We start from the raw sequence: 23,485 nt of genomic DNA on the forward strand, positions 1-23,485 counted from the left end.
TGCGCCGTGAAGCCAACCGCTAGCAGTTAAAATTCGTTGATGTTCCCACACGCTTCCATTTTATCGTTTTTATGCGCATTTTTCCGCTACTAGTAGCTGCCTTTTTGGGCAGTGCTTTGGTGAGCTATGGCCAGGATACACCGGCCACCAGCCCGCCCGTCACTAGCCCGCCGGCCACCGACCCACCCGTCGCTAACCCACCCGTTACCGGCCCGGTCAAGGAAGCCAAGTCTGGTAATAAGATTACTATCCTACCCGTGCCCGTGCTGTTTTACCAGCAGGAAACCGGGGCTGGCTACGGCCTGGGCGGCCTGCTGAGCGGTCGGCTGGGTACCGATACTACCACCCGCGCCTCCAACGCCCGGGTGCAGTTCTGGACCACCCAGAAAAGCCAGTCGCTCTTGCAGTTTGTGCACACTATCTATTCGCCGGGCGAGAAATATTACCTGAACGGCGAAATCAGCTCGTATAAAAACCGGCTTTACTACTTTGGAATTGGCAATGACGCGCCGCAAACCCAAAATAGTAATCGCTCGTTTCTTGATTTTCAGCTGTTTATCATCAACCAGCGCTTTCAGAAGAGCATAGCTAAAAATCAGTTTCTGGGCTTGCAGTATCGTTTATCGCGGGTGTATAACCTCAGCCAGGAACAGGGTCGCGTAGATGATAACGGGGACAACATTGCCATAACCGACCCTAACAACTTGGCGCAACGCAACTTCTTTCTGCAAGACCAGCGCATCCGCGCGGACTTGCGCCAGACGTTGAATTTTAGCCTCTCGGGTCTCGGGCCGGTGTATACCTACGATAGCCGCGACGTGGCCCTGGCCGCCTCCAAAGGCAGCCTGCTCGACTTGCAGGTGATGTTCAACGGCAAGTACGTGGGTTCCGACTACAACTTTGTGCGCTACCAGATTGATGCCCGGCACTACCAGCCGATATTCAGCAACAAAACTATTCTGGCGCTGCAATTTTCGGGGCAGTTTCACTCGGGTGATGTGCCGTGGTACGGGCTGGCCGGCCTGGGCGCCAACCTGGGCGGCACGCTCTATAACAACGCCAACCTGATGCGCGGCATTTATGAGCAGCGCTACCGCGACCGGCAGATGGTGTCGGCCCAGGCCGAGCTGCGCCAGCACCTGTTTTGGCGCATCGACGGGGCTGCCTTCCTCGGCGTGGGCCAGGTGGGCTACAACCTCAGCGACTATAGCTTCGGCGGCCTGCACACGGCCGGCGGCATTGGGGCCCGCTTTAACCTCATTCGCCGCGACCGGGTAAACCTGCGCTTCGACTACGCCTTTGGCAAAGACCCCGGGCTGTACTTCGCCATCGGCGAGGCCTTCTAAGCAGACTGGACTTAGCCAAAAAAGCGGGGCCGCGTCACCAACTGGTGGCGCGGCCCCGCTTTTTTGGCTAAAATAAATAGCTTAACCTTTGAATAAACTATTTGATTGATTATAAGTAAGTTGTAAAAATTTATAGATGAAAGATTGGTGAATATTTGCAGTAAAAACAAAAATAAAACAAGAAGTAGTTATCCTCCCCGGAGCTTGGGCGTACACATTCCTCCTTATGGACCAACTAGCCCAGCCAGTTCGCTTCCACGCTACGCGCGAAGCTACGGCGACCGCCCCACCGGCCCTCTTGTCGCCGCCCACCGAAGAGCAGCTGCTGCACCAAGTCGAGCGTGCCCTGGCTCGCCAGCTACCCCCGCCCCGGGAGGCGTTGCAAGCCTGCGTCATCATTCCGGCCAAGGATGAAGCGGCCACGCTGCCGGCTACTTTGGCCGCCCTTGCTGCCCAAACTACCCTTAGTGGGCAAACGGTGCCGGCTGGTATGTTGGAGGTTATTGTGTTGGCCAACAACTGCTTAGACTGCACGGCTGCCGCTGTGCGCCAGGCCGCGCGCCGCCACCCCAACTTGGTGCTGCACGTGGCTGAGGTGCAGCTGCCACGCCCGCAGGCCCACGTGGGCCGGGCGCGCCGCTTGCTGCTCGATGTGGCTGCCCAGCGCCTCGAAGCCACTATTGGCGGCACCGGCGTGCTGCTGAGTACCGACGCCGACACGCTGGTGGCCTCCACCTGGCTGGCCGCCACGCTGCGCGAAATGGAGAATGGAGCCGAAGCCGTGGGCGGCCGCATTCTCACCCAAACGGCCGCCGCCGTGGAACCCTGCCCCGTGCGGCGCATTCAGCTGCGCGATGCGGCCTACCGCGTGTTGCTGCGCCAGCTGGAAGACTTGGTAGACCCCTGCGCCGCCGACCGTTGGCCCTGCCACCACCAGCACTACGGGGCCAGCTTGGCCCTCACGGTGCGCGCCTACCGCCGGGTAGGGGGCTTGCCGGTAGTGCCGTTTTTGGAAGATGAAGCCCTGTGGCAGCTGCTGCTGCAACACGACCTGCCGGTGCGCCACAGCCCGCACGTGCAAGTATATACCTCGGCCCGCCGCTGCGGCCGCGTCGAAGTAGGCCTGTCGTGGCAGCTGCGCGAGTGGGAAAACCTGGCCACCCAACAAGCTGAGCCCCAGGTACCTTGCCCGCACGAGCTGGTACGCGTGTGGCGCGCCCGCCGCCGCCTGCGGGCCTGGTGGCAGCAAGGGGCCCACGCGCCCGGCCCCGAACTGGCCCGCCTGGCCCGCGCCGTAGAAGTACCCACCACCGACCTGCTGCAACAGGCGCGGCAGGCCACTTCATTTGGCCAGCTGTGGCAATGGATAGAGGCTACCCGAGGCGCGGTGTTGCCCGTGCCGCTCACCGGGGCCATGCGCGATTTGCGCGCGTATTTGCGCGCCGGGGTTGCGGGGGCATAGCGCGTTTCTTAGCCCGGCAAACAGCTAGGTAGTTGCCACTTTTTCGAATAAATCGAGCCGGTACTTGTCGGCGCGGTGCCCGTGCAGGTGTTTTATAATGCCTTCTTCGCTAACTTTTTGTAGAAAAAAATCGTGTACTTCATCGCCCGTTTGTGGGTAGTCGGGTACCACGGGCGTCCAGTGCACCAGCAGGAGCTGGGCGCCGGGGGCCAAGGCCGCCAGCATGAGGTCGGCGGCGCGGGCCAGGTCGGCGGGCGACCAGTAGTAGCCCACTTCGGAAAGCAGGATGAGGTCGAATTGCCCTTCGGGGAACTCGTTGGGTACTTGTAGTTTACGTAATTCCACCTGGGGCAGGGCGGCGCAGCGCTGCCGGGCCTGGGTGAGGGCGGCCTCGCTCACGTCCACGCTCAGCAGGTGGCCGCAGCGCAGCGCCAGCTGCGCCGTGAGCACCCCAATGGAGCTGCCTATTTCAAAGGCCCGCTCGTAGCGCGGCCGGGTGAGGGCGGCCAGGGTGTCGGTATATTTCTGGCGCTCGTAGGGGCTGCTGGCGAAGGCCCAGGGGTCCGTATTAGCCCGGTACACGTCATCAAAGTAATTAGTGCCCAGCGTATTAGGTTGATTGGTATTCATAAGCGTTGGCTTAGGCTTCGATAAAGGCTTCGGTGGGCTGGGTGAAGTGGGCCAGCATATGTTCGGACAGCAAAAAGCCGCTGGGGTCGTCGGTGATGGTGCCGGGCGCGAGCTGCGAGCGGTGGGCCGCAATGGCGCGCTGCTTCTGGGGCAGCACCGCGGCAATATCTAGCCGGAAGCCCGTGCCTTCGCCGGGCTGGGGCAGGTCGGCGGAGGCGGCGCGCTCCCAGGCCCATACCACGTATTCGAGGCGGCGCGGGGGCTGGGGCAGCTGAGCTAGCCCGGCGGCCGTGAGCTGGCTACTGGCGCGGTGGTCGGGGTGGGGGTCGCGCCGCCAGGGAGTGAGTACTGTATCAGCTTGCTGCTCAGTGATGAAGTTGGTAAATTGCGCGGCGGCGGCCTCAAAGGCTGGGCCGGCGCTGGGCACCTGGCTATCGGGCAGGCCCAGGTATAGCACCTGGTTTTCGTCAACCCCCAGCACGGCCAGGGCGTGGCGCAGCTCAGCGTAGCGCAGCTCGCGGCGAGCCGGGGCCGGAAAATCGTGCGAATGCGGGTGCGACATGGTGCCGTCGCTCACCAGCACGGCGGCCACCGGCTGGCCCGCTTGCCGCAGCAGCGCCAGTAGCCCGCCGCAGCCCAGAGCTTCATCATCGGGGTGCGGAATGACGATGACGGTGCGGCCCAGCGTGGCCGCGTAGCTGGCCGGCCGCAACGGATAAGAGTCAAAAGGCAAGTCACTCATTGAGGCGCAACTATTTGTTAAATAATAATTTACGAAATAGATGATTGCCCAAAAAGCTGATAGGCCGGCAGGTCCGAATCCAACGCGAAGCGCCCGACATCGGCCAGCGCGCCGTCGGGGGCGGGTTGGCGCAGGTAGTGCGTGAGGTCGCGGTGCAGGCGCTCGAAGGGCTCGGGCTGGAGCAGGCCACGCGCGCCCACGCAACGCTCGGCCAGGCGCAGGGTTTGCAGGCAAATGTCTTCCGTAGTGCCACGGAAGGCATTGACGTAGGCCGTGAGCGCTGCCAGCCGGGGCAGGGGCAGCGGCTCGGCAGCGGTAGTGGGCAGGGCGGCGTGCTCGGCGGCGCCACGCAGCCAGCGTTGGCCGGTTTCGTGCAGGGCAAGCAGCTCGCCCAGGCGCTGGCGCTGGTAGGGGTCGTCGGTGCGGCCGAGGCGGCGCAGAAAGCGGCGGGTTTCGTCGAGCACGGCCGCGGCCCCGCCCAACTGCACGGCCGCAAAGCGCGCCGCCCCGCCCCCGAACCACGGGGCGCGGTAGTAGTCGTTGGGGGCACCCACTAGGTTATCGGGCCCAATTTCGAGGCCCGTAAAATCGGCGCGGAAGCTGGCCGTGGCCCGCATGCCCAAGGGCCGCCAAAAGCTGCGGTCAAGCTGGGGTGGCTGCTGGTCGGCGCGCAGCAGCACCAATTGCCAGCCTTTGTTATCGGGCAGCGCGCCCGTAAGCACGGGCCGCGTGATGTGGCCCGCGCCCGAGGCAAACGTTTTGGCCCCGCGCAGGCGGTAGTGGCCCGGCACCATAGGCCGCGCGTCCAGGTGCACGCCTTCGGCGGGGTTTTCGGTGTTCCACACGCCAAATACGTGGCCGGCGCGCGCATCGGCGGCGGCGCGGGCCAGTTGCGCTGCGCTGCCAAAGCAACGTATTAATAATAAGGCATTTACGTGGCCTTCCCAGAGGCGGCCCACCGCCAGGTTGCCCCGCCCCACATGGTAGAGGGCTTGCAGCAGGGGCAGCGCCGTAGTAGGCTCGCCGAGGCACACGCCGCCCAGGCTGCCGGGCAATACTGCCGTGAGCAAGCCGGCTTCGTGCAACCAGGTCATTTCCTGGGTAGGAAAACCGCCGATTTCGTCGGTGCTAGCGGCCTGGGCCAGCAGGCGCGGGGCCAGGCGCGTCGCCGCCGCTATTATGGCCGCGGGTGTAGTGGGCGATAACGTAGTAGCCTTAGGTGGCGAAGGAATGAGTAGCGGGTTGGCGGCAGGAAAGTCGAGCATCGGGGAGCGCGTGCGTGAGCAGACGATTAAGCTAGCATAACTCCAAACTAGGGCTGGGAGTTACCAGCAGACCTAACCAGCGGGTTTTTGACTTTTTCTGAAAAAGCCCGCCGGCCCCCCGAATAGCCGGGCCTACCTTTGCAGCGCCAAGCCCTTACCGCGGTTGGCCGGGTAGGGGGGAGGCAGTTTTTGCGCTCCGCACAGCATTTTACCCCCCAAACTTTCCCTGCCAATGTCTGCCGCTCGCCCCATTCGCGCCGCCCTGCTCTCCGTGTACCACAAGGACCGCCTGGCCCCGCTCGTTGCTACCCTGCGCCGTCTCGGTGTCACACTCTATTCCACGGGCGGCACCCAAAAATTTCTCGAAGAGCAAGGTGCTGAAGTAGTTGCCGTAGAAGACCTGACGGGTTTCCCCGAGGTATTTGGTGGCCGTGTGAAAACGCTGCACCCCAAGGTGTTTGGCGGCATCCTGCACCGCCGCCACGAAGCCGGCGACCTCGCCCAGGCCGAGCAGCACGGCATTCCGCCCATCGACCTGGTGGTGGTTGATTTGTATCCTTTCGAGGAAACCGTGGCCAGCGGTGCGCCCGAGCAGGACGTGATTGAGAAAATCGACATCGGGGGCATTGCCCTGCTGCGCGCCGCCGCCAAAAATTACCGCGACGTGCTGGTAATCAGCTCGCGCGACCAGTACGAGGCCGTGGCCCAGCTCCTGGAAGCCACCAACGGCAGCCCCAGCCTCGACGACCGCCGCCACTACGCCGCCGCCGCCTTCGCCGCCACCAGCCACTACGACACCGAGATTTTCAAGTACATGAGCCAGGGCACCAGCCTGGCAACGAGCGCTACGCCAGCCGCCAGCCGCCAGGACCAGCCCACCACGCCGCTGCGCTACGGCGAAAATCCGCACCAGGCCGGCGCTTTCCACGGCGACCTGGCGGCGCTGTTCGACCAGCTGCACGGCAAGCAATTGAGCTACAATAACTTGGTGGACGTGGATGCCGCCGTGCAGCTCATGCGCGAGTTTGCGGGCGGGCCGCCCGCCGTGGCCATCCTCAAGCACACCAACGCCTGCGGCGTGGCCCAGGCCGAAAACCTGCACGCCGCCTATACCAACGCGCTGGCCTGCGACCCGGTATCGGCCTTCGGGGGCGTGATTATCGTGAACCAGGAGGTGGACCTGGCCACCGCGCAGGAGCTGAACAAGCTGTTCTTTGAGGTGCTCATCGCGCCGGCGTTTGCCGCCGAGGCGCTGCCCGTGCTGCAAAGCAAGAAGAACCGCATCCTGCTGTTGCAGAAGCCAGTAGAGTTTCCGAAAAAGCAAATTAAAACCCTGCTCAACGGCATCATCGAGCAGGATGCCGACCTGCAAATCGAAACGGCCCCCGACTTCCGCACCGTGACTACCTCCGCGCCCACGGCCGATGAGGTGGCCGCCCTGGAGTTTGCCAACAAAATCTGCAAGCACACCAAGAGCAACACCATCGTGCTGGCCCGCCCCGGCCAGCTGCTGGCTTCGGGCGTGGGCCAAACCTCGCGCGTGGATGCCCTGCGCCAGGCCATCGAGAAGGCCGCCAGCTTCGGCTTCGACCTGAAGGGGGCCGTGATGGCCTCTGATGCGTTTTTCCCCTTCCCCGACTGCGTGGAGATTGCCGCCGCCGCCGGCGTGCGCGCCGTGGTGCAGCCCGGCGGCTCCATTAAAGACCAGGACTCGATTGACGCCTGCAACCGCCTCGGCCTGGCCATGGTGCTCACCGGTGTGCGCCACTTTAAGCACTAGCAAGCAGCTAACTATCTGTTAGATAGTGCTTTAAGCTGAGCATAAACAAGCAGCTCGTTCGTCCCGTTAAATCATACGGGCGAATGAGCTGCTTCCTTGCGTTCGGGCGTATGGTTAAGGACCACTGAATCACGCAAAAGAGTGCCCGCCAGTGCGGCGCAACTATCCGTGGTGGCCCGCGGTGGCCGCCCCAGGCCGGGTTCTTACCGCGCCGCGCCGTGAGCGTGGCCCGGTAAAAGCCCGCACCTGCTCCACCAGCAAACTGAAAAAAGGTGGTTGAGCCGCTTCATCAAGGAGTAAGGAGCAATCGACGGTCAGTTGCTCGTTAGGCGCTACGCATTGCTTACGGCAGGCGCTCGCGCAGGGCGCTGTACGTCCAGGTGCCGGCCAGCGCCGCCACAAGGAGCACGGCCGCCGCCGGGGCGCCGCTGCCCAGCTGGGCAAACATGGGCCCGGGGCACGCGCCCGTGAGCGCCCAGCCCAGGCCAAATAGCAGGCCGCCAATCCAGACGCCGGGGCTGTATTTTTTGTCGGTCAGCGTAATGGCTTCGCCGTTGATAGTCCGGAGGTTATAGCGCTTGATGAGCTGGATAGAAACCAGCCCCACCACGATGGCCGAGCCAATGACGCCGTACATGTGGAAGGCCTGGAAGCGGAACATTTCCTGAATCCGAAACCAGCTGATGACTTCGCTCTTGGTGAGAATAATGCCGAATAACGTGCCCAGCACCAGGTATTTAAGGTTTTTCATGCGCGTTTAGCTGAAGAGGAGCGGATACACCACCCAGGTCATAAAAAGCCCACCTACGAAGAAGCCCACCACCGCCACCAGCGACACCCATTGCAAGTTGGACAAGCCCGAAATGGCGTGGCCCGAGGTGCAGCCGCCCGCGTAGCGCGTGCCAAAGCCCACCAAAAACCCGCCCAGCACCAGAAACACCCAGCCGCGCCAGTTGGCCAGGTTGTCGAGCGCAAACAGCTCGCGCGGCAGCAGGCCCGAGAAGTCGGTGAGGTGCAGTTGCGTGCGCAAGTCGTGCACCGTGGCCGCCGAAATGGCCACCACGTTGGGGTGGCCCAGCACGCGGTAGCCCAGGAAGCCGCCCAGCGTGATGCCCAGCACAAACCACAGGTTCCAGGCCTCGGCGCGCCAGTTGTAGGTTAAAAACGGGATGCCCACCGGCACGCACGCCGCGCACATATGCCGCAGCGAGCTGCTGATACCCAGCACCTTATTGCCCACGAGCAGCAGTGTCGGCACCGTGAGCCCAATGAGCGGCCCGGCCACGTACCAGGGCCAGGATTGCCGAAAAAAATCAAGCATAACTAGCAGCTTATCAAGAGGAAGAATAAGTAGTGGCCCTGGTTTTCAAATGGCGCTATTTGCATGGCAATAAGAAAAGAGGTTTCACAAAAAAGAAAAAATCAGCACGGCTGCCAACTTGAGAATCAAATTACGCCGGCCGCAACAGCAGCTCTTTCACCAGAATAAACGTGCCCATGGCCAGCGTGAACCAGCCAAACGCCGGCCGCAGCCGCGCCCCCGGAATGAAGCGCGCCAGGTAGGTGCCCCCGCCAATACCCGCCAGCGCAAACGCCAGGAAGCCCAGCAAAAACGGCCAGTCGATGACCCGGCCCGCGCTCAGGTCGCCGGCAAAGCCAATGAGCGAGTTGAGGGCGATAATGGCCAGCGACGTGCCCACGGCCAGCCGCATGGGCAGCCGCGCCCCCAGTACCAGCGCCGGAATGATGAGAAAGCCGCCGCCCGCCCCCACCAGGCCCGTGAGCAGCCCCACCACCGCCCCAATGCCCAGCACCAGCGGGTAGTTGGGGGCGGGTAGTGGGGTGGCCGGCGCGGCCTCCGCCCGGCTGCGAATCATGGAGGTAGCCGCCGCTACCATCAGCACCGCAAAAGTCAGTAAGATAAGTAAGTCTTTGGTAACGTGAAAGTTATATAGCACGAATAATTCGGCTGGCACGGCCGGCAGCAGCACCTTGCGGGCTAGGAATACCACGGCCAGCGAAGGCCCCAGAAATACCAGTGCCGTGGGCAGCGCCACCAGGCCCTGGCGGGCGTAGCGCCAGGCCCCCACCACCGCGGTAGTACCCACCACAAACAGCGAGTAGGCGGTGCTCAGCACCGGGCTCACCCCCATGAGGTACACCAGCACCGGCACCGTGAGAATGGAGCCGCCCCCGCCCATAATGCCCAGCGCCAGGCCAATAAAAATGGCGGCAAAATACCCTAGCGCGTGCTGCATAGCGACCCGGTGGCTGTATGAAAAAATGAACAAGAGTTCATGGGTGTGGGCAAAAGAAGGCGGCGTACCTACAAAAAAGTGCACGCGGCTAGGCACTGAATAACGTTGATAACCTCGCGCATTTTCAGCGAGTAGTAGATGTTTTTGCCGCTGCGCGAGCTGCCCAGGATGCCCTTGCTCTTCATGGTGGCCAGGTGGTGCGAAATGAGCGACTGCTCGGCCGCCAGGCGCTCGCAGATGTCGGTTACCGCCAGCTGCTCGTGGGCGGCCAGCAGCTGCACAATGGCAATGCGCGTGGGGTGCGCCGTGGTTTTGAGAATAAACGCCATCTTCTGCATCTTCTCGATGTCGAGGCCCAGGTCAATCGGCGGGGTAGGGGGGAGGGAATCCATGTGGGCTGCAAACGTATGAAGAAAATATCATGTGTAGGCCATCAATCTGGCTGGCTCGCTGGGGTTTTGGGAGTGGCCTTATCTTGGATGTCACGTTTGCCGGGGGCAGCAGTGTGGGGCAAGTGCTCCGCGCTGCTGCCCCCGGCCCCAAGCTACTGCTATGCACGAAGTCGAACTCCTGGTAATCTTACTGGCCGTAACCACGGCGCTGGCCGAAGTGGCCAACCGGCTGAATATACCCTACCCGGTGGTACTGGTACTGGCGGGCCTGGGGCTGAGCTTGTTGCCGGGCCTGCCGCCGGTGTCGCTGGCCCCCAACCTGGTGTTTTTCGTGTTTCTGCCGCCGCTGCTGTTCGCGTCGGCCTGGCAGCTGTCATGGTCGGCTTTTCGGGCCGAGTTGCGGCCTATTTCCATGCTGGCCATCGGCTGCGTGCTGTTTTCGCTGGTGCTGATAGCCGCCGCCACGCACTATGTGCTGCCGGGCTTTGGCTGGGGGCCGGCTTTCGTGCTGGCGGCCATCATCTCGCCCACCGATGCGGTATCGGCGGCCGTGGCTACCAAGGGGTTGCCCATTTCGCGGCGCATCATCACCATTCTGGAAGGCGAGAGCCTGGTGAACGACGCCACCGGCCTCATTGCTTACCGCTACGCGGTGGCGGCGGTGCTCACGGGGCAGTTTGCGCTGGGGCAGGCGGCGGGGCAGCTAGTGCTGGTGGCGGGCGTGGGCATTGGGGTAGGGCTAGTGGTGGGCTTCGTGTTTTACGTGGTCCACCGCCTCTCGCGCACCAGCGTCACCGTCGATACCAGCCTGAGTTTGCTCACGCCCTACGCCGCCTACCTGCTGGCCGAAACCGCCCACGGCTCGGGGGTGCTGGCCGTGGTGGTGGCGGCGCTGTTTGTGAGCCAGTATTCGGCGCGCATCTTCAACCACGAGGGCCGCTTGCAGGTGCTGGCCGTGTGGAACTCGCTTACCTTTCTGCTCAATGGCCTGGTATTCATATTGATAGGCTTGCAGCTGCCGGCCATTCTGCTGGGCGTGGCCCCCGACCTGCGCTGGCCGCTGCTGGGCTACGGCCTGCTGCTGAGCGTGGCCATCATCGGGGCCCGTATGCTGTGGGCCTTCCCCACCACGTACCTGACGACCTTGCTGGCGCGGGTCAGCGACTCTATTCAGCCGGGCCTGTCGGTGAAGGAGGTGACGATTGTGAGCTGGGGTGGTATGCGTGGGGTGCTCTCGCTGGCCGCCGCGCTGGCCCTGCCGCTCACGCTGCCCTCGGGCGCGGCTTTTCCGCAGCGCAACCCCATTCTGCTGCTCACCTTCACCATCATTCTGGTGTCGCTGCTGGCGCAGGGCCTCACGCTGCGGCCTCTCATTGGCTGGCTGGGCCTGGCGCCCGACACCCAGGCCGAGCACGAGGAGCAGCAGATACGCATCAGCATGGCCCAGCGCATTGTGGAGTACCTGGGTGGCCCCGAAGCCGCCAGCCAGGCCCCGCCCGAAATTCTGGCCCGCATGCAGCACCGCTACGCCCAGCGCCTAGCGCGCCTGCGCCAGCGCGCCAGCAGTCCCGCCGACGTGCAGCCCGTTACCCTCACGCCCTTCCAGCAGTTGCAGGAAGTCCTCATTCACTTCGAGCGCGCCCTGCTCGACCAGCTGCGAAAGGAGCAAAGCATTAGCGAAGAAGTACTACGCAAGCTTGAAAACGAGTTGGACCTGGAAGAAGGCCGCCTGGCCCTCGACAAGGCGCAGTAGCTGAGTAGTGGGCGTAATCTGAGTAATGAGAGTAATGTCGTCCTCACTATTGAACGACATTACTCTCATTACTCAGATTACGCCCACTACTCAAACTACTCCCATTACTTCCTGCCACGGCGTTCTATTGTACCTTTGTTTATTACTACCAGCCTACTATTCCGCGCTGAGCTATCTAAATGGGTTTCTTCAATTTTCTAACCAGCGACATTGCCATTGACCTGGGCACTGCCAATACGCTAATCATTCACAATGACAAGATTGTGGTGGACGAGCCGAGCATTATTGCCAAAGACCGGACCACCAATAAAGTCATCGCGGTGGGCACCAAGGCCCAGCAGATGCACGAGAAAACGCACGACAATATCAAGACCATCCGCCCGCTTAAGGACGGGGTTATCGCCGACTTCCACGCGGCGGAGGAGATGATAAAGGGCCTCATCCGGCTCATAGACACCCGCAATCGGCTGTTTCAGCCCTCGCACCGCATGGTTATCTGCATTCCGAGCGGCATCACCGAAGTGGAGAAGCGCGCCGTGCGCGACTCGGCCGAGCACGCCGGGGCCAAGGAAGTGTGGATGATTCAGGAGCCCATGGCCGCGGCCATCGGCATCGGCATTGATGTGGAGCAGCCTGTGGGCTCGATGATTATTGATATTGGGGGCGGCACCACCGAGATTGCGGTTATCGCCCTCTCGGGCATCGTGTGCGACCAGTCGATTAAAACGGCCGGCGACGTCTTCAACCAGGACATTCTGGATTATATGCGCCGGCAGCACAACCTGCTCATCGGCGAGCGCTCGGCCGAGCGCATCAAAATCGAAGTAGGCGCGGCCCTCACCGAGCTCGACGTGACGCCGCCCGACTACGAGGTGCGCGGCCGCGACCTGATGACGGGAATCCCGAAAGTGATTAAGGTTACGTCGTCGGAAATCGCTATTGCCCTCGATAAGTCGGTGGCCAAGATTGAGGAAGCCGTACTTAAAGCGCTGGAAATCAGTCCGCCCGAGCTGTCGGCCGACATCTACGAAAACGGCATTCACCTCACCGGCGGCGGTGCCCTGCTGCGCGGTCTCGACAAGCGCCTGGCCGCCAAAACCAAGCTGCCCATCCACATTGCCGAAGACCCGCTGCGCGCCGTGGTGCGCGGCACCGGCAAGGCCATCAAGGACATTCAGGCCTACCGGGGCGTACTACTCACTTAATCAGTTAATTAGCTTACTACCCAATTCGCTGGTCATTGCGAGGAGGAACGACGAAGCAATCCTTCCTTGACGCTCGCCCCATTGAACCGGTGCGCGCGCGAGGAGAGATTGCTTCGTCGTTCCTCCCCGCAATGGCCAGCGGTTTTGAGCCTCTCTATTAGCAATCCATGCGTAACCTCGTTGCTTTTTTGCTGCGCTTCCAGGGGGTCATGCTCTTCGTGCTGCTGGAAGTGGCGAGTTTGTTTTTGTTCGTGACCAACAGCTCGTACCAGCGGGCGGCGTTTTTCAACTCGGCCAATGCCTACGCGGGCGTGGTGCTGGCGCGCCGCACGCAAGTAACTGACTACTTTAAGCTTGACGAGCTAAACCACCAGCTGCTGGTAGATAACTCGCGGCTGCGCCAGCAGCTGTACCCACCCGATTTTACGCACCGCGAGGCCGACTCGCTGCCCGTGGGGCGCGACACGCTGGGCCACATCATTTACCGCCACCTGCGGCCCGACCCCAGCCAGGCGCTGGCCACCACCGGCCTGCCCAAGCCGCTGCCCAAAGACAAGCTACCCAAAGTGTTGGCCCGGCCCGATACGCTGCTGCTGGGCGGTGCGCGGCTTGCCGCCCGCGACGTGGCCTATCCACTTATTCCGGCCCGGGTTATCAACAACTCGCTGCGGGCCGTGGATAACTACCTGACCCTGAATGTAGGGGAGGCCGATGGCGTGCAGCCCGGCCTGGGCGTGATGAGCGCCACCGGCGTGGTAGGCCAGGTGAAATCGGTGAGCGCGCACTACGCCACGGTGTTTTCCCTGTTGCACTCCAAGATGGCGATAGCGGCCAAAATAAAGCGCGACGGTACCTTTGGCAGCGTGAAATGGCCCGGTGAAGATTACAGCCACGCGCTGCTCGACTACATTCCGCGCCAGAACCGCCTGGCGGTGGGCGACTCGGTGGTGACGTCGGGCTACAACGCCGTGTTTCCGGAGGGAGTGCTGGTCGGCCTCATCGAATCGTTTGTGAAGGAGCCGGACAAGAATTTCTGGACCGTGCACCTGAAGCTGAGCGTCGATTTTAGCCGCCTCACCTACGTGTACGTAGTGCACAACCGCCCCCGCAGCGAGCGCGACTCGCTCGAAACCGCCGCCACGGCCCCCGAGCCCGTGCCCGTGAAACCCATCAGTAAGCCCACCCACGTTCCGCGATGAGTGTGCTGGCAATGCTTGTGCGGCAGCTGCTGCGGTTTGGTGTCTACGCCGGGGTGCAGGTGTTCCTGGTGGGGCAGCTCTCGCTCTTTGGGCTGGGTTGGTGCTTTCTGTACCTGGGCTTTATCCTGTTCTTACCGTTGAGCACGCCCATTGCCTTGCAGCTGCTGCTGGGCTTTGCTATGGGCCTGTCCATGGATATCAGCTACGACACGGGCGGCCTGCACGCCGCCGCCGCCGTGCTGCTGGCCTACCTGCGCCCTTGGGTGCTGCGCCTGCTCACGCCCCGCGACGGCTACGACGCCCAGGACACCGTGAACGTGCACCAAATGGGCTGGCAGTGGTTTTCGGTGTACCTGCTGCTGCTGGTGAGCGTGCACCACGTGGTATATTTTTTTCTGGAGCTGGGCTCGTTTCAGTACCCGCTGCGTACGCTGGGCCGGGTGGGCGTCAGCATCCTGTTTACGAGCGTGGCGCTGCTCATTGTGCAGCTGCTGTTTTACCCGGTGCGGCGCGGCCGCAGCTAGACAGATAGTAAGTTAGGGGCCGGTCCGCCGGCGCGAGCCGGCCGACCGGTTGTCGTTGCGCCACCTCGACGGTCAGAAAGGCGCAGGAGTCCGGCTTCAGGCGCCGGTTGTCGTTGTGCCACCCGCGTTTGCCAATGACAACTGGTCGGCCGGCTTGCGCCGGCGGACTGGGGCTTGCGCTAACTTGCCGCTCATTGCTCACTGAAAAATGTGCAATTGGCATGGTTCCGGCATCTTTGGGGTATCAACCTTGGCCGACCGGCTTGCCCCATGCGCTACTTACTGCTTTGCTGCTGCCTGCTGATGACCGCCTTACTTGCCGACTCGGCCGCTCCCGGCTCGCCCGCGCCACTCGCGGCGCAGTGGAAAAAGATTGATGCGCTGCTCCAGAAAGAGCAAACGGCCACCGCCGCCCCGCTGGTAGAGAAAATTTACCAGCAGGCCCGCCGCGAAAACAACGCCCTGGCCTACGTGCGGGCGCTGCTCTACAAGATTCGCCTGCTTGATAACAAGGAGAACGATGCCGATGAAAAAGGTATCGCTTTGCTGGAGAATGACTTAAAGACGGCGCAGTTTCCGGCGCGGCCCATCTTGCACTCGTTGCTAGGGGGCTTATACACTGCCTATTACAACGAGCATCGCTACCAGCTGTACCAGCGCACCAACGGGGCCGCCCCTACCGCCGACGCGGCCACGCCCGGCGCGGCCGATGGCGGCACCAGCCTGGCCACCTGGGATGCCGGCCGGCTGGGCGCGGCCATTGTGCGGCACTACTACCAGTCGGTAGAGGATGAGCCCGCCCGCCAGCTCAAAACCACTCTGGCCGACCTCGGCGACCTGGCCACCGGCGGCAACGCCGAAGGCCGGGCGCTGCGCCCCACCCTCTACGACCTGCTGGCCCAGCGCGCCATTGCGGGCCTGCAAAACCAGGAGCTGTACATCACTAAGCCCGAGCAACAGTGGCAACCCACTGACCCCAAGCTATTTGGCAGCGCCCAGGAGTTTGCCGCGCTGCGCCTGCTGGCCCCGGATGGCGACTCGCTCAATGGCCAGCTGCACGTGCTGCATCTGTTGCAGCGCCTCACGGCCTCGCGCCAGCAGCTGGCCCCGCAAAACCTGGCGGCCCTGGCCGATGTGGACTTGCAACGAATTGATTACCTGCACGGTATCGCCCAAAATACCGACCTGGCTGACCAATACGAACCTGCCCTGGCGCGCTTGGCCGACACGTATCAGGCCCTGCCTATCAGCACGGAGTTCATTGCCCGCCGGGCCGAGGCGCGGCGCGCTGCCAACCCGGTAGCCGCCGTGGCCCTGACGCGCGAAACCGAAGCCCGGTTTCCAAAGTCGCGCGGGGCGGCGCGGGCCCGGCAGCTACGCGCCGAAATCGAGCAGCCCGAGCTGGCGTTTTCGGCCGCTGCCATCGTGGTGCCCGGTCAGCCCTGGCGCTTCAGCCTCACGGCCCGCAACGTAACTGCGCTGCACGCCTGGGCCTACCGCATCACGCTGAAGGAGTGGGAGAAAGGGGCTGTTTATGACCCGCAAAACCGGCCCTTTGCCAAGCGCTACACCCGCGCCCTGCGCGCCGCGCCGGCCGCTAGCTGGCCGGTGGCGGTGCCCGCGCAGCCGCTCAATTACCAGGAGCAGAAGCTGACGGCGGCCGGCGCGGCGCTGCCCGTGGGCTACTACGTGGTGGTCGTCAGCAGCCAGGCCACCGACCCCACCGCGCCGCAAGCCGGGGCCGTAACGAGCTACGCCCTGCTGGGGGCCAGCGCGCTGAGCGTGGTGCACCGCCCTAAGGCCACCACCGGCGCCACCGCGCTGTTGCTGCTAGACCGCCAAAGCGGCGCGCCGCTGGCGGGGGTGAATAACCAGGCCGCGTTTAACGTGTATAACCGCGAAAAATCGCGCAACGACCAGCGCCTGCGTGCTGTGCTGCCCACCGGCCCGACGGGCGAAGCCGAGCTGCCGGCCCCCCTCGGCAACAGTGCTTCGTTTGGGCGCGAGCAGCTGCAAAGCGTGCGCTCGTGGCGGGGCCGCGATACGCTGCTGACCATGCTCAACGGCTCCTATTACCCCAGCTACGAAGAGGTAGACCGGCCGCAGCAACGCGCCTTCCTGTTCACCGACCGCGCCATTTACCGGCCGGGGCAAACGGTGTATTTCAAAGGAATTCTGACCGAAAGCCGGGCGGCCAAAAGCCAGCTGCTCACCGGCCAGCCAGTGAGCGTGCGCCTGCTCGACGTGAACGGCCAAACCGTGCAAACGCTGCCCTTCACTACCTCCGATTTCGGGAGTTTCCACGGCTCACTGGTGTTGCCCGCCGGCTTGCTCAACGGCCAGATGCAGCTGCAAACCGACCACGGTAGCCTCAGCTTCGCGGTGGAGGACTACAAGCGCCCCACGTTTCTGGTGGCGCTCGACTCGGTGCCCGGCCGGCCGCAGCTAGGCCAGCCGCTGACCCTGAGTGGCCGCGCCCGCGCCTACGCCGGCCAGGCCACCGACGGGGCCAAGGTGCAGTACCGCATTACGCGCCGTGAGCTGTGGCCCCTGTTCGACTACAGCTTCGGTGGGCGCGGCAGTTCGCGGCCCGGCCCACGCGGCGGCAACCAGGAAATCGCCCACGGCACCACCACTACCGATGCCGAGGGCCGCTTCGCTATCACCTTCACGCCGCCGCTGGCCCCCCGGCAGCCGGGCCGCCGCGGCTGGGAGCCCGGCTACCTCTTCGAAATAATCGCCGACGTGACCGACGCGGCCGGCGAAACCCGCACCGGCACCCGTAATGTGGCCATCGGCCGCAACCCGCTTAGCCTGCGCCTCGTGGGGCCCAGTCAGGCCGACAAAGCCAAGTTGCCCGCCTTCATGCTGCTCAGCACCAACGCTACCGGCGAGCCCTTGCCAACCGCTGGGGTATTGCGCTTGCTGACAATTAGTTATAAGAAAAGTCCGGCCGGCGTGCCCGGCCCCACGCCCGAAACTGAGGATAACGAAGCGCCCGCCGTGCTGGTCAAAACCCTGGCGTTCGACACGAAAGCCGGCCCCGCGCTCGACCTGAGCGCCGCCCTGGCGGCGCTGCCCACCGGCCGCTACCGCCTCGAAGCCCAGGCCACCGGCCCCGATTCGGCCCGGGCTAAGCTCGATTTCACGCTCTACGACGCGCGGGTGGCCACCGTGCCCTACGCCACGCCCGACTGGTTTGTGGCCCTCTCCGACTCGGTAGCCCCCGGCCAGCCCGCCAGCATTTTGCTGGGTAGCAGCGAGGCCGACACCCGCGTGCTGCTCGAAGTAGAGCGCGGCGGCCAGCTGCTGCGCCACGAGTGGCTGACGCTAAACGCCGGCGAGCAGCGCCGCCTAACCCTAGAAAGTGGCTCGGCCACGGCCCGCGGCCCGCTCTACGTGCACACCACGCAGGTGCGTGCTAATCAGCTCTATCGCCACGACGCCACCGTGCAGGTAGCCGACAAGCCCCAGCCGCTCACACTGGCCATCAGCACTTTCCGCGACAAGCTGGCTCCCGGCCAAAAGGAAACCTGGCGCGTCACCATCCGCCAGGCCAACGGCAAGCCTGCCGAGGCCGAGCTGCTAGCCACGTTGTATGACCAGAGCCTGGATGTGTTCCGGCCCCACAGCTTTATGGGGCTGAATTTTGGCGGCAACTACTACCCGGCGCGGTTTGGCTGGCAGGGTGAGTTTGGGGAGTTGAATTCAGAATTGCTCAGTCAGCTTGCCAGTTCGGTGAATGAAGTGAGTATAGAATACCCTCAATTAAAAAACTGGTACACAGAGTATAAAGCCCAAATAAGAGGCGGCCTGGATGGAGTGCGAATGAGAGGCATGGCTATTGGTGGTAGCCCAAGAGTAATGATTCGTGGAGTTGCTGCTTCGGCCCCTATGTCGATGGCATTGAACGAGGTAGTGGTAGCTGGCTATGGCACTCAAACCCGCTCCGATATAACTGGGGCGGTAAGTATGATTGCCAAGCCTGCTGCTCCGGCCCCCGGCCTCACCGCCGTGCCCACCCGCACCGATTTCCGCGAAACGGCCTTCTGGCAGCCCGCCCTGCGCACCGATAAAAACGGCGGCGTGGTGCTCGAATTTCAGATGCCCGAAGCCGTGACGCGCTGGCAGCTGCTGGCCCTGGCCCACGACAAGAACCTGCGCACCGGCCAGCTTGCCCGCCAGCTCGTGACGCAGAAGGAAATCCAAATTACGCCCAACGCCCCGCGCTTCCTGCGGCCCGGCGACACGTTCACGTTCCCCGCCAAGTTCTCCAACCTCACCGACCACGCCACCAACGGCACGGCCCAGTTATTTTTACTCGATGCCGCTACTGGCCAGGATATTACGAGCCAGCTGCTGCGCGGCAACGCCCAGCAGCCTGTGAGCGCCGCCGCCCACCAAAGCGCCGCCGTGGTCTGGGAGCTTAGCCTGCCCGCCGACTTCGCGCCGGTCGCCGTCACCTACCGCGTGGTGGCCCAGACGGGCGACAGTGAAGCTGATTCCAGTCCAAAAACAAGACGCGAAAAGCAAATTGCCGGGCATCTCCACCCAGGCGCTACCTATTCCGATGGCGAGGAAAACACCTTGCCGGTGCTGCCCAACCAGATTTTGATAACCGAGAGCCTGCCGCTGCCCATCGTAGGTGCCGACACCCGCACGTTTGAGCTGAAAAAGCTGACCAGTACCAGCAGTCCCACCCGGCGCAACTACTCGCTCACGCTCGAAATGACGGCCAACCCCGCCTGGTACGCCGTGCAGAGCCTGCCTTACCTGATGGAGTACCCTTACGAGTGCTCCGAGCAAATATTTAGTCGCCTCTACGCCAACCTGTTGGCCGCCCAGATTCTCAAAGCCAACCCGCGCTTCAAAACCGTGCTGGCCGAGTGGACGCGCCAGGCCCAGAGCGGCACTGCCGCCCAGCGCAACGCGCTCGAAAGCAAACTAGCTCAAAACCAGGAGCTTAAAAACCTGCTGTTGCAAGAAACGCCGTGGGTGCGCGACGCTCAGGGCGAAAACGAGCGCCTGGCCCGCCTCAGCACCTTGTTTGACGAAACCCGCCTAAAAGGCGAAACCGCCCGTGCCCTGGCCAAGCTACAAGCAATGCAGCAGCCCGACGGGGCCTTCCCCTGGTTTGCGCAAATGCCCGCCGACCGCTACATCACCCAGCTCATCGTGGCCGGCTTCGGCAAGCTCAAAAAGCTCGGGGCTTTCGATGCCAGCAAGGACGCCGCCGCCCGCGACATTCTGCAAAACGCCCTGCGCTACCTCGACGCAGCCCTGGCCAAGGAGTACGCCGACCTGCGCCGGCAAAAGGCCGTGAAGCTGGCCGACAACCACCTCAGCGACAACGCTATTCAGGCGCTGTATGCCCGCAGCTTCTGGCCGCAGCCCGCCGGGGCGGCGGCGGCTCAGCCGGCCGCCGCCTACTACCGGGGCCAGGCAGCCACCTACTGGCCCGGCCAAACGCGCTACCTGCAAGCGCAGTTGGCACTGGCCCTGTTTCGCGCCGATGCCAAGGCTCCGGCCGCCGCGGCCATCCTGCGCGCCTTCAGCGAAAACGCCCTGCACAGCCCCGAACTAGGCATGTACTGGAAAGACGTGCGCGGCGGCTACTACTGGCGCGAGGCCCGCACCGAAACCCAGGCCACGCTCATCGAAGCGTTCGATGAAGTCAAGAATGACCAAAAATCGGTGGACGAGCTGAAGCTGTGGCTACTCACCCAGAAGCAAACTTACAACTGGGAAAGCACCCGCGCCACCGCCGATGCCTGCTACGCCCTGCTGCTGCGCGGCACCGACTGGCTGGCCGCAGCCGCGCCGCTGCAAGTGGCGGTGGGCGGCCAGCCCGTGCAGCCTGAGGCCACCCAGGCCGGCACCGGCTACTACAAAACCAGCTGGCCCGCCGCCGCCATCCAGCCCGCCCAGGGTAAGGTAACCGTGACCAAAACCGACGCCGGCGTGGCCTGGGGCGCGCTCTACTGGCAGTATTTTGAGGATATCGACAAGGTGATGCCCGTCGCCACGCCTCTTAGCCTGGAGCGCCAGCTCTACCGCGAAACCCGCACCGCCGCCGGCCCGCAGCTCGAAAAAATTAGCGCCACCACGCCGCTGCGCGTGGGCGATGCCCTGGTGGTGCGCCTGATGCTGCGCACCGACCGTGCCCTCGAATACGTGCACCTCAAAGACCAGCGCGCCGCCGGCCTGGAGCCCATCAGCCCGCTTAGCGGCTACCGCTACCAAAACGGGCTGGGCTACTACGAGAGCCCGCGCGACGCGGCCACCAACTTTTTTCTGAGCGCCGTGCCGCGCGGCACCCACGTGTTTGAGTACCGACTACGGGCCAGCCAGGCCGGCAACTTTTCGGGCGGCCTCAGCCAGGCGCAATGCCTGTATGCGCCCGAGTTTGGGGCCAATTCGGCCGGTTTGCGCCTCACCATCGCCCCGCAATAGGTGGCGCGTAATGGGCGGTCCCGGCTCCGATTTTGAAGAACTGGGGCCGCCCATTTAGCACGTTTTGCGGACCGGCCGCCTTGCGTAGTCGGGCCTTGCGAGCTATTTTTGTTTTTCGTAAATTATCCAGTAAGTTATTGATGAGGAAGCTACTTGTTGTACTAGCCCTTTCGCTGAGCACCTCGGCGGCCTGGGCTCAAGCCGAAAAAGCCCCAGTCGTTACCAAGCTGCCCGGCGAAGAAAGCCTGAGTAACCGCGAGCGCGCCGAGCGCGATTTCCTGATGCCGGTGCGCCGCAAAAAGGCCGCCGAAGCGCCCAAGCCCACGGCCTCGGCCGAGCAGCTGGCCAGCGCCTCGCCCGAAACCGACGCCACCGCCCACTACACCGCCGCCCCCGAGCCCCGCACCGAGGAAGTAGCCGCCCACGAAGCCACCGCCACCCGCTCGCGCGCCACCCGCCACGCCGCCTGGCTGGCCGCCCGCCGCGAAGAGCGCGCCGACGAAGCCCGCGCCGAGCGCCGCGCCGCCGCCCGCCGCGCCGCCCGCCACACCAGCAAAGCCACCAAGTCGAGCCGCAGCAGCAAATCGACTAAAGCCAGCCGCGCCAAGGAAGCCCGCGAAGCCAAGCGCCACACCGCTGCTAAAGCCACCACCCACCGTAGCAGCAAAAAAGCCACTACGCATACGGCCAAAAAGACCACTACCAAAAAAGTCGTGCACCATACCGCCGCTAAAAAGGTGAAAACCAAGGTGAAGGCGAAAGCCACTACCACCAAGCACAAGCGCCGCCGCTAACCCGCAGCGCGCCAAACGAAATAGGCCCGGCAGCAATGCCGGGCCTATTTCGTTTGGTAAGGTTTACGGATAGTATTCTCGTTAGGATACTTGCTCCGGTCCGCCGGCGAAGCCGGCCGACCGGAGCAAGTATCCTTAAATTAAAGTGCTGATTTACAATACGTTAATGTCATTGGCGGCGGCCGCCGGAATAGCGGGCTGCGTGGCAGTAGTCAGTTGCACGTTCTTGAACTCGATGTTGCGGATGTCGCTGGCTACCACGCCTTTGGTGGCCGTGATGGTCACGTTGTCGAAGTGCAGGTCGTGCACGGGCTGCTCGGGGAGGCCCTGGAAATAGATGGCCGTTTCGGCACCTTTGCAGGTGATGTTCTTCAGGTAGAACTGCTGGAAATCGGGTACTTTGGTGGCGGCTACGGGCAGGCCGCTGCCTTTCTCCTTGCCGGCGGGCACATCTTCGTACGAGGTATCGAAAAGTACGGCCTCGTGTAAGATATTGCTCATCTGAATGTTATCGACGTAAATGTCGCGCACCAGGCCGCCGCGGCCGGCGTTGCTTTTCACGCGCACGCCAATGTCGGTGCCGATGAAGCGGCAGTCGGTGGCCCAGATGTTGCGCATGCCACCGTCGGTGTTGCTGCCGATTACGAAGCCGCCGTGGCCTTGCAGCACGGTGCAGTCGGCGATGAGCACGTTGGTGAGGGCCGGGTTGTCGGGGGCGTTGTTGCCGCTCGATTTCATGCAGATGCCATCGTCGCCGGCGCTCACCGTGCAGTGGTAAATCACCACGTTGTGGCTGGCGCTGATGTCAATACCATCTCCATTCTGGGCCCAGTAGTCGTTGTGCACCTGCACGTTGCGAATAATGAGGTTCGTAATGCCCTTGGGGTTAATGACGAACATGGGCGAGTTGCGAAACGTGGGCCCATCGAGCAGCAGGTTCTGGCTGTTGGTAATAACTACCATCTTGGGGCGCAGGTAGTCGCGGGCCGGCAGGTAATCGGCCTCGGTGGCGTTGGGGTTGGCCTTTAGCTTTTTAACCAGCGCCTCACCGCCCATGGCTTCGCGGCTGGGCCACCAGATTTTACCATCGGCACTGAGTACGCCGCCCGACTTCACCACGCGGTCCCACTCGCTGGCCGTCACCTTGCCCTTCTTCAGCGGCCGCCAGGCCTCGCCCGAGCCGTCGAAGGTGCCCGCGCCCGTGATGGCCACGTTGCGCAGCTTGTTGCCCCAGATGGGCGGCGTTACCTCATACTGGCCCTTGCCGGCCGCTTGCAGCGGATACTGGGTGCGGTCAGAGGTGAACACGACTTTCGCGCCAGCCTCGGTGTGCAGGTCAATGTTGCTTTTCAGTTCAATGGGCCCGGTGAGCCAAGTACCGGCCGGCACTTGCACGTGCCCGCCGCCGGCCGCCGCGCAGGCCGCAATAGCCTTGGCGAAGGCCGCCGTAGCCAGGGTTTTGCCATCGCCCAAGGCCCCGAAATCCCTGATGGAGAAGGTGCGCGCCGGAATCACCGGGTCGGGCACGGTAGGCATTGCGAAGGGTGCGCGCTGGGTGTACCAGGCCACGTCATGGGCCGGCGGCGGGCTGGCGCTCACGCTGGGGGTTTGGGCCAGGGCGGGCGCGGTGGCCAGTAGCAGCAAAAGGGATTTCATGAAAGCCGGGATAAGCAGTTCTGTCA

Annotated in this window: 17 protein-coding genes; 9 read left to right on the forward strand and 8 right to left on the reverse strand. The window is 63.4% G+C overall.

Features of this window, described 5'->3' with window-relative positions; translation table 11 throughout:
• Positions 1–71: 71 nt before the first annotated feature.
• Entirely contained in the window at positions 72–1,346 is a 1,275-nt protein-coding gene (locus ACYVGC_RS12380) for a BamA/TamA family outer membrane protein (RefSeq protein ID WP_460584142.1), read from the forward strand.
• 226 nt (positions 1,347–1,572) lie between these two features.
• Positions 1,573–2,808: a glycosyltransferase family 2 protein gene (locus ACYVGC_RS12385; protein ID WP_460584143.1), complete on the forward strand. Its 1,236-nt coding sequence runs from the start codon at positions 1,573–1,575 to the stop codon at positions 2,806–2,808.
• 24 nt (positions 2,809–2,832) lie between these two features.
• On the opposite strand, the gene ACYVGC_RS12390 is transcribed toward ACYVGC_RS12385, so the two are convergent.
• Genes ACYVGC_RS12390 through ACYVGC_RS12400 form a run of 3 tightly spaced genes read right to left on the reverse strand, consistent with a single transcriptional unit; the run spans position 2,833 to position 5,445 of the window.
• Positions 2,833–3,438, reverse strand: coding sequence for a class I SAM-dependent methyltransferase (locus ACYVGC_RS12390; protein ID WP_460584144.1), 606 nt, complete (start codon positions 3,436–3,438; stop codon positions 2,833–2,835).
• 10 nt (positions 3,439–3,448) lie between these two features.
• Complete coding sequence (locus tag ACYVGC_RS12395) at positions 3,449–4,180, reverse strand: PIG-L deacetylase family protein (RefSeq protein WP_460584145.1); 732 nt, start codon at positions 4,178–4,180, stop codon at positions 3,449–3,451.
• 29 nt (positions 4,181–4,209) lie between these two features.
• Positions 4,210–5,445 (reverse strand): acyl-CoA dehydrogenase family protein, encoded by a 1,236-nt coding sequence (locus ACYVGC_RS12400; protein ID WP_460584146.1) that lies wholly within the window; start codon positions 5,443–5,445, stop codon positions 4,210–4,212.
• Positions 5,446–5,677: 232 nt separating this feature from the next.
• Between ACYVGC_RS12400 and purH the strand changes: the two genes are divergently transcribed.
• The gene (gene purH / locus ACYVGC_RS12405) at positions 5,678–7,225 is read left to right on the forward strand and encodes a bifunctional phosphoribosylaminoimidazolecarboxamide formyltransferase/inosine monophosphate cyclohydrolase (protein WP_460584147.1); all 1,548 of its coding nucleotides are present in this window, start codon (positions 5,678–5,680) and stop codon (positions 7,223–7,225) included.
• A 343-nt stretch (positions 7,226–7,568) separates the two neighbouring features.
• On the opposite strand, the gene ACYVGC_RS12410 is transcribed toward purH, so the two are convergent.
• The 4 genes from ACYVGC_RS12410 to ACYVGC_RS12425 all read right to left on the reverse strand — a co-directional run bounded on the left by ACYVGC_RS12410 (position 7,569) and on the right by ACYVGC_RS12425 (position 9,875).
• Positions 7,569–7,976, reverse strand: coding sequence for a DUF6691 family protein (locus ACYVGC_RS12410; protein ID WP_460584148.1), 408 nt, complete (start codon positions 7,974–7,976; stop codon positions 7,569–7,571).
• A gap of 6 nt (positions 7,977–7,982) precedes the next feature.
• Positions 7,983–8,546 carry a YeeE/YedE family protein gene (locus ACYVGC_RS12415; RefSeq protein ID WP_460584149.1) on the reverse strand — a complete coding sequence of 188 codons (564 nt, stop codon included), beginning with the start codon at positions 8,544–8,546 and terminating at the stop codon, positions 7,983–7,985.
• 130 nt (positions 8,547–8,676) lie between these two features.
• On the reverse strand, positions 8,677–9,483 hold the full coding sequence (locus tag ACYVGC_RS12420; protein ID WP_460584150.1) for a sulfite exporter TauE/SafE family protein: 807 nt from the start codon (positions 9,481–9,483) through the stop codon (positions 8,677–8,679).
• Between the two features lie 68 nt (positions 9,484–9,551).
• The gene (locus tag ACYVGC_RS12425) at positions 9,552–9,875 is read right to left on the reverse strand and encodes an ArsR/SmtB family transcription factor (RefSeq protein WP_460584151.1); all 324 of its coding nucleotides are present in this window, start codon (positions 9,873–9,875) and stop codon (positions 9,552–9,554) included.
• 160 nt (positions 9,876–10,035) lie between these two features.
• Between ACYVGC_RS12425 and ACYVGC_RS12430 the strand changes: the two genes are divergently transcribed.
• The 6 genes from ACYVGC_RS12430 (at position 10,036) to ACYVGC_RS12455 (ending at position 21,803) form a co-directional block, all read left to right on the forward strand.
• Positions 10,036–11,628, forward strand: a complete 1,593-nt coding sequence (locus ACYVGC_RS12430; protein WP_460584152.1) for a cation:proton antiporter — start codon at positions 10,036–10,038, stop codon at positions 11,626–11,628.
• Between the two features lie 179 nt (positions 11,629–11,807).
• Complete coding sequence (locus ACYVGC_RS12435; protein WP_283563957.1) at positions 11,808–12,833, forward strand: rod shape-determining protein; 1,026 nt, start codon at positions 11,808–11,810, stop codon at positions 12,831–12,833.
• A 167-nt stretch (positions 12,834–13,000) separates the two neighbouring features.
• Positions 13,001–14,032: a rod shape-determining protein MreC gene (gene mreC / locus ACYVGC_RS12440; RefSeq protein WP_460584153.1), complete on the forward strand. Its 1,032-nt coding sequence runs from the start codon at positions 13,001–13,003 to the stop codon at positions 14,030–14,032.
• Positions 14,033–14,043: 11 nt separating this feature from the next.
• Positions 14,044–14,556, forward strand: coding sequence for a hypothetical protein (locus ACYVGC_RS12445; protein ID WP_460584277.1), 513 nt, complete (start codon positions 14,044–14,046; stop codon positions 14,554–14,556).
• A gap of 303 nt (positions 14,557–14,859) precedes the next feature.
• Entirely contained in the window at positions 14,860–21,009 is a 6,150-nt protein-coding gene (locus ACYVGC_RS12450) for an alpha-2-macroglobulin family protein (protein WP_460584154.1), read from the forward strand.
• 140 nt (positions 21,010–21,149) lie between these two features.
• Positions 21,150–21,803, forward strand: coding sequence for a hypothetical protein (locus ACYVGC_RS12455; RefSeq protein WP_460584155.1), 654 nt, complete (start codon positions 21,150–21,152; stop codon positions 21,801–21,803).
• Positions 21,804–21,956: 153 nt separating this feature from the next.
• On the opposite strand, the gene ACYVGC_RS12460 is transcribed toward ACYVGC_RS12455, so the two are convergent.
• Positions 21,957–23,459 carry a glycoside hydrolase family 28 protein gene (locus ACYVGC_RS12460; RefSeq protein ID WP_460584156.1) on the reverse strand — a complete coding sequence of 501 codons (1,503 nt, stop codon included), beginning with the start codon at positions 23,457–23,459 and terminating at the stop codon, positions 21,957–21,959.
• Between the last annotated feature and the right edge of the window lie 26 nt (positions 23,460–23,485).

It is taken from the genome of Hymenobacter arcticus, from assembly GCF_054779975.1.